Origin of the sequence: Cobetia sp. MC34 (genome assembly GCF_018340035.1) — a bacterium.
Classification (GTDB): domain Bacteria; phylum Pseudomonadota; class Gammaproteobacteria; order Pseudomonadales; family Halomonadaceae; genus Cobetia; species Cobetia amphilecti.
The window spans coordinates 1-6,260 of record NZ_JADPPY010000062.1 but is presented as its reverse complement, the minus strand read 5'-3'; the positions used below and the strand labels follow the sequence as shown (position 1 = coordinate 6,260).

6 protein-coding genes and 1 pseudogene are annotated in these 6,260 nt (G+C 61.5%); 1 reads left to right on the top strand and 6 read right to left on the bottom strand.

The window, feature by feature from the left end:
- Nucleotides 1–127: 127 nt before the first annotated feature.
- Nucleotides 128–568 (bottom strand): annotated as a pseudogene (locus tag IZU87_RS16875) (helix-turn-helix domain-containing protein); the annotation flags it as partial.
- Between the two features lie 102 nt (nucleotides 569–670).
- On the bottom strand, nucleotides 671–1,774 hold the full coding sequence (locus IZU87_RS16870; protein WP_213115313.1) for a hypothetical protein: 1,104 nt from the start codon (nucleotides 1,772–1,774) through the stop codon (nucleotides 671–673).
- A 159-nt stretch (nucleotides 1,775–1,933) separates the two neighbouring features.
- On the opposite strand from IZU87_RS16870, the gene IZU87_RS16865 reads away from it, so the two are divergent.
- Entirely contained in the window at nucleotides 1,934–2,440 is a 507-nt protein-coding gene (locus tag IZU87_RS16865) for an OsmC family protein (RefSeq protein WP_213115312.1), read from the top strand.
- A 193-nt stretch (nucleotides 2,441–2,633) separates the two neighbouring features.
- On the opposite strand, the gene IZU87_RS16860 is transcribed toward IZU87_RS16865, so the two are convergent.
- From IZU87_RS16860 to dctP, 4 genes are read right to left on the bottom strand one after another with little or no spacing between them, the layout of a single operon-like run.
- Nucleotides 2,634–3,302: an RraA family protein gene (locus tag IZU87_RS16860; protein WP_249330715.1), complete on the bottom strand. Its 669-nt coding sequence runs from the start codon at nucleotides 3,300–3,302 to the stop codon at nucleotides 2,634–2,636.
- 22 nt (nucleotides 3,303–3,324) lie between these two features.
- Nucleotides 3,325–4,629 (bottom strand): TRAP transporter large permease, encoded by a 1,305-nt coding sequence (locus tag IZU87_RS16855; protein ID WP_213115311.1) that lies wholly within the window; start codon nucleotides 4,627–4,629, stop codon nucleotides 3,325–3,327.
- Between the two features lie 3 nt (nucleotides 4,630–4,632).
- Nucleotides 4,633–5,142: a TRAP transporter small permease gene (locus IZU87_RS16850; protein WP_213115310.1), complete on the bottom strand. Its 510-nt coding sequence runs from the start codon at nucleotides 5,140–5,142 to the stop codon at nucleotides 4,633–4,635.
- A 10-nt stretch (nucleotides 5,143–5,152) separates the two neighbouring features.
- The gene (dctP, locus tag IZU87_RS16845) at nucleotides 5,153–6,079 is read right to left on the bottom strand and encodes a TRAP transporter substrate-binding protein DctP (protein WP_213115309.1); all 927 of its coding nucleotides are present in this window, start codon (nucleotides 6,077–6,079) and stop codon (nucleotides 5,153–5,155) included.
- Between the last annotated feature and the right edge of the window lie 181 nt (nucleotides 6,080–6,260).

Here is a 6,260-nt window from a genome sequence, read left to right as displayed (position 1 = left end):
GTCGTTAGGGTTTCACCCATGGCGAGTGGTCCTCTTGAATCGTGTTCTGGCAGGAACATCCTGATTCTACAAGAGAAAACCACTCGCCATCTTCGTTTTCAGGTCGGCCTCATGAATAAGCCGGGTTGATATCTATGTGCACATACCCGGGCTCATAATCCTTGAAAGGCCGATGCTTAGGCTTCTCGTCGCCTTCCGCGTCTCGACGTGCCAGCTTGGCGAGAGTTGGCACTTCACGCCGTTTGAGCATGCGCTGAAGCGCGGAACGTGACAGTTTGGGGTTCAGGAATTCACGAGCAACGACAAGTAGATCATCGAGTCCCAGCCGTAGTAACTCACGAGCGGCGATGACTATCTCTTCCTGCTCTGAGGTCAGAGTCGCCAGTAGGTTATGACGTGTGTGGGAACGATCCAGGACATCATCACGATGACGCCAGCGCTGGATAGTTGAGACGCTGACCCCAAACTGACGAGCAAGATCTTTGTTGGTCATACCGGCAGGAGCTGCTTGGATGTCGGCACGAATTTTCGGTGTCGTCGTCGCTTGCTTATGCAGCTTGATGTCCATGAAGCCTTTCCTGAATAAATTGCTTGATGAGCTCACGCGAGGCTAACAAAGGATAGCTTCGTTGTGAAATCCGATCATCCGGCACCCTACAGATACATCTTTCTAGTTTGAATGGCCTTCCATCACCACCAAACTCCCCATCACCCCTTCACATAGCGGCTTGATCTCGCTGAAGCCGTCATCGACGGCGAGGTCTGTCTTGGCTTTGGCGTAGGTGGTGCCGTCGGCGGTGGGGTGATAGCTGGTGCAGTGCAGGCGGATCAGCTTGTCGTCGAGGAATAGGCCGTATTCGCGGGTCTGCGAGGTGAAGGGCGTGCCCTGGTGTCGCTGTGTCATGGCGATATCGAACCAGTAGACCTGACGGTGATCCACTCGGGTCAGGCCGGAGTCGAGCATCTGGCTGTTGATGGGCGCCCATTGCGCCAGTTGGTCCGTGGCGGCCATTACCTTGAGCTGCGCGTCGCTGACGGTGTCGCCATGCAGATCATAGATCTCGAGGATGATCATGTCGGTGCCGGTACCCGCCTGACTCTGCCATTTCTGCACGATATGCGGCAGGCGACCATCGGCGGCAGACCACGAGGCGGGCAGGTGCAGTGCTAGGTTGATGCCCAGCGACTTGGCGTGGCCCTTGGTGTGGAATTCTTGGAAATAGCCATCGTACAGCTCGTATACCGGCTCGATCTGATATTTGGTTGCCAGCAGGAATTCCTTGAACGGCGAGGGCAGGTATTCCCCCTGGGCGCGCAGATGAATGGCCTCGATGAAGCGGGCCGCGAAGTCACTGGTCAGCTTGTCGCTGGTCAGCTGCGAATCCAGTTCCTTCTTTATCTGCCGGCGAATGCCCTCCAGCACTTCGCGCGCGTGGTCCTTGCCCATCAGGGTGGCGAGGTTTTCCGCCAGACGATGGGTGATATTCGGGAAGGCATTCTTGAAGTAGGCGGAGGCCAGCTCGGCATCCGGCGCGAGGCCGGGATACTCATCGGCGATGCGTGACAGCGTGATGTCCTGGGCGATGACGAAGCCGTAGGTACTGCTCAGCGTATTGATGACCTTGGGCGTGGGGCGAAACTGTGCGGCTTCGGCGCGTGCCGAGGCACCGGGGGTAATGAGACATAAGCCCAGGCTCAGGCCCAGTCCGAGCGTCAGGGCGGCGGCAGCCAGCCCGGGAATTGCCCCAAAGGAGCGTGTTACGGCAAACGCCATGCGTGACATCCTGTCAGAGTGCGATCGACTCAATCCTATCATCGGCCTACGGTGACTTCTTGCGTGCTGACGCTGTTTAGATGCCTAATCAGACAGAAGTATCAGACTGCGCGTCATGCGACGCACGCGGTTCCCCTTGTGAGAGAGCAGCAGACAACGATGTCCAGACGACACCAGTATTCGGTTGAACTTGAGTGGACCGGCAATCGCGGCGATGGCACCCGCCATTACACCGCCTATGAGCGTGATTTCGTGGCCCGTGTCAGTGGCAAGCCGAGCCTGGAAGGCTCCGCCGACCCCGCCTTTCGGGGCGACGCTGGCCGCTGGAATCCGGAAGACATGCTGGTGGCCTCCGTCTCGGCCTGCCACAAGCTGTGGTATCTGCATCTGTGTGCAGAGGCCGGCATTCGTGTCATGAGCTATCACGACCGCGCCGAGGGCACGATGCAGGAAGGTGCGCCCGCCGCCGATGACAAGACTCAGACAGAGAGCCAGAGCGAGGCGGGACGCTTCACCTCCATCGTGCTGCGCCCAGAGATCACGCTGGCCGCCGGTGACGATATCGCGCTCGCCCATGAGCTGCACCATCGAGCGCACGCGCTGGGCTTCATCGCCAATTCGCTGAATTTTCCGGTCAGCTGTGAGGCGGTGATCACCCATCAGTGATGGGCAGCCCTCAGCCCGCGTCGGACTGACCGTGTCCGACCGACCGTGTCAAACTGACCGTGTCATACAGACCCTGTCAGAACCCAAAAGGCCACCAGAGAAATCTGGTGGCCTTTTTTGTTTTCAGCGTCTCTCTAAAGAGTCAGCGTCTTTCCAAAGAAACAGCGTCTCGCAAGCGCATCAAGCGAACTGATCAACCGCGTGCATTCACTTCCTCGATCAGCTTGCTGGAGCCGGTGAGGTCCGGCAGGCAGGCGCCGTCGGCGATCTTCGCCAGCAGCACTTCTTCCGCTTCTTGCACCTCGATGGCGTGGCTGGCGATGGCCGAGACTTCCTCGGGAGCCATCACGATGACGCCGCTTTCATCGGCGAGGATGGCATCGCCCGGATTGACGACGACACCGCCGATGCTGACCGGCACATTGAGCGCGCCGCCGATACCGGCGAAGCGGGTGGTCAGCGAGGCGACACCGCGACTCCAGACCGGGAACTGCTTGTCGCGAATGGTCAGCGCATCGGTGGCCATGCCGTCGATCACCACACCTGCCACGCCGAGGCGCGAGGCGACTTCCGTCATCACGCCGCCCCAGCAGGCGCGGTGGCGATCGCCCTGACGATGCACGATCAGCACATCGCCCGGACGCACCAGGCGCATCAGGTGGTTGAGCAGGGTGCCGTCTTCCGGCGGCAGCGAGACGGTGACGGCGGTACCGGCGATGCGCACCTCGGGCAGCATGCTGGCAATCGCCGGTTCGACGAAGCCCTGGGTGTGGAAGTGGCCGATGGTGGCCGTCTCGCACTGGCGGAGCTGTTCCAGCCGTTCAGGCGCGACCTGCGCTGGCATGTCATTGAGTTGGTACATGGAAGTCTCTCGTCGTGGTCGGTCAGATCAGGCTGGGCAGGAAGGTCGTCAGCCACGGGGCCCAGTAGAGCATCAGCATCGCGAACAGGAAGCAGATGACGATCGGCCAGGCCGCGGCGTAGATGGTCTGCATCGGCGTCGCCGGGGCGGCGCCTTTCACCGCGAACAGGTTGTAGCCGAAGGGCGGGGTCAGACTGCCCACCGAGATGTTGATCAGGAACAGCGTCCAGAACCACACCGGATCAAAGCCATACAGCTTGACCAGCGGCGCGTAGATGGGAATCACCACCATCATGAAGGCGATCTGATCGATGAACATGCAGGCGATCAGCGGAATCAGCATCAGGATCAGCAGCATCCACACCGGATCAAGATCCAGCCCGGTCACGCTGCTCACCAGACCGCTGGTGGCGCCGGTGAAGCTCAACAGCTGCGAGAACAGCTTCGAACACGCCAGGATCAGGATGATCATGGTGCTGACCTTGAGCGAGGACATCACCGCCTCGCCGGCCATCTTGAACGAGAACTTGCGGTAGTAGGCCGCGACTACCAGCGAGCCCAGTACGCCAGTAGCGGCGGATTCGGACGGCGTGGCGATGCCGAGCAGAATCAGGCCGAGCACGGCGAAGATGATGATGGTGAACGGCAGCATGTTGATCACGGCGCGGCGCTTCTCCTGGGCCGTGCCGCCACCGCTTTCATCGACGGGCGGCGCGCGGCGCGGGTCCAGCGTGATGCGTACCTTCACATAGAGGATGAACAGCGCGGCCAGCAGGATGCCGGGCAGGATACCCGCGATCAGCAGGCGCGCGATGGAGACATCCACCATCGAGCCGATGATGATCACCAACAGGCTCGGCGGGATGATCGGTGCGAGACTCGCCCCGCCCAGAATCAGGCCGATGGAGAGTCTGTCGTCATAGCCTCGCTCCTGCATGGTCGGCAGCGCCGAGCGGCTGAGCATGGCGGTCACGGCCAGCGCCGAGCCGGACAGGGCACCGAACAGCGTCGAGAGGGCGACGACGAATAAGTAGAGGCGACCCTTCATGCGGCCCATCAGGGCATCCAGCGAGTCGAAGATCACATCGATGGAGCCGGAGCGGAACAGCAGCTCCCCCATCAGTACGAACAGCGCGATGGTGGTCAGCGTCTCCGAGGTCATGCTGTCGTAGACACTGTTGGCGAACATGCCGAAACCGGCGGTGCCCATCAACCACAGCGTGCCGAGCACGTTGATGGTCAGGAAGGCGGCGAAGACGGGGATGCCGAGGGCAAACAGGCCCATCAGCAAGGCGATGGCCAGGCCCAGAGAGGTATACCATTCCATGACTCAGGGTCCTTTTCTGGCGGCGGTAGCCGGGGGCGTCGCGCTGGTGAAGGCGTGGCGCAGGAAGTACAGGGCGGCGCTGATCATCGCGTAGGCGATGAAGCTGGAGACCCAGTACTTGGGAATGTCGAGGCCCATGGCGGTGGTGGTGTGGTAATTGAACTGACGCAGGCTTTCCTGCACGCAGATCCAACCGGCCACGGCGCAGACAGCGCCGGTCACCAGGGCGAGGAGACGATCATAGAAGGCGCGCGCGGCAGGGCCGAGGCGCTCCGGCAGCACGGTGATGGCGATATGGCCGTGGGTGCGTGCCAGTTCCGGCGTTGCCAGCGAAATCGAGAGGCATAGCAGGTAAGCCACCATCGCGCCGGACCACAGGGTGGGAGAGTTGAAGAAGTAGCGCGCGATGACTTCCAGCCAGAAGCACAGGACGATGCCACACAAGGTGACACCGCCCAGAAGGAAGCCTGCTCGCGTCACGCCGTCATGCACACGTGCAAGCAGGGTTAGCATGGTGGATTCCTTACTCGCTGACGGTGGTCAGGTTCTTCTCGATCGCCAGTTCACGCATGGCGGTCACCGTGTCCGGGGTCTTGTCGATGCCCAGCTGCCAGATACCGTCGGAGACGAGGGCATCCAGACGCTCTGCGTCTTCCGGTGCGAATTCGGTAGGCTGCATGCCGGCTTCGTCCAGCGCCTTCCACTCTTCGACTGCCAGCTCATCCAGGATCGGGACGATCTCGGTTTCTAGCTCACGGCCTTCGTCGAGCAGCACTTGCTGCTGTTCCGGCGACAGGGTGTTGAAGGCGTTCAGGTTCATCAGCACGAAGTTGTAGGTCTGACCGAAGGTCGGCTTGGAGTAGTAGCCGGCGACTTCCTGCCAGCCCATGTCCTTGACGCCATTCAGGCCCCAGGCCGCGCCGTCGATCACGCCACGGTCCATCGCGGAATAGACATCGCCACTGGACATCAGCACCGGCGTACCGCCCAGGCCCTTGGTGACGTTGGTATAGGTGGGGCTGCCGCGCAGACGACGGCCATCCAGACCCGGCGTACCGGTGATCGGCTCCTTCAGCACGTACTGGAAGCCGTGGCTGCCCAGCGGCGGAATCGCGATCAGCTTGAGGCCCAGGCCGTTGTAGTGCTCATCGACCATGTCCCACAGGCCGGATTCGCGCGTCTGTTCCGGATTCACCGCCACGCCATCCATCGCGGCGCCGACGCCGGTGGTGTTGGTGTGGTAAGCGGCGTGGGTATACAGCAGCTGGAAGACACCGGCCGCGACAGGCTGCAGCTGCTCGAAGGGCGGCACCACATCCGGGCCGGTCAGCTTGATGGTGAGGTCGGCGGCCTTGTTGGCTTCGACTTCCTTGATGAAGCGCTGGGCAATCTCGCGGGAGTAGGCAGTGGTCTGGTCGTAACTGGACAGCATGCGCAATTCGGTGGCCATGGACTGGGTGGCCGGGAGGAGAGCGAGCAGCGGGAGCAACAGAGCGGGCTTGAGCCCGCCTTATTCACGAGTGCCCTGATCGGGCGGCTTGAAGTGGCTGGCCGTTGGGTTCTCGCACCAGGGGCGCTATCTACGCCGTAACGGCTCGCTGAATCATGCCCAAATGCTGCTCTTCTGTCGT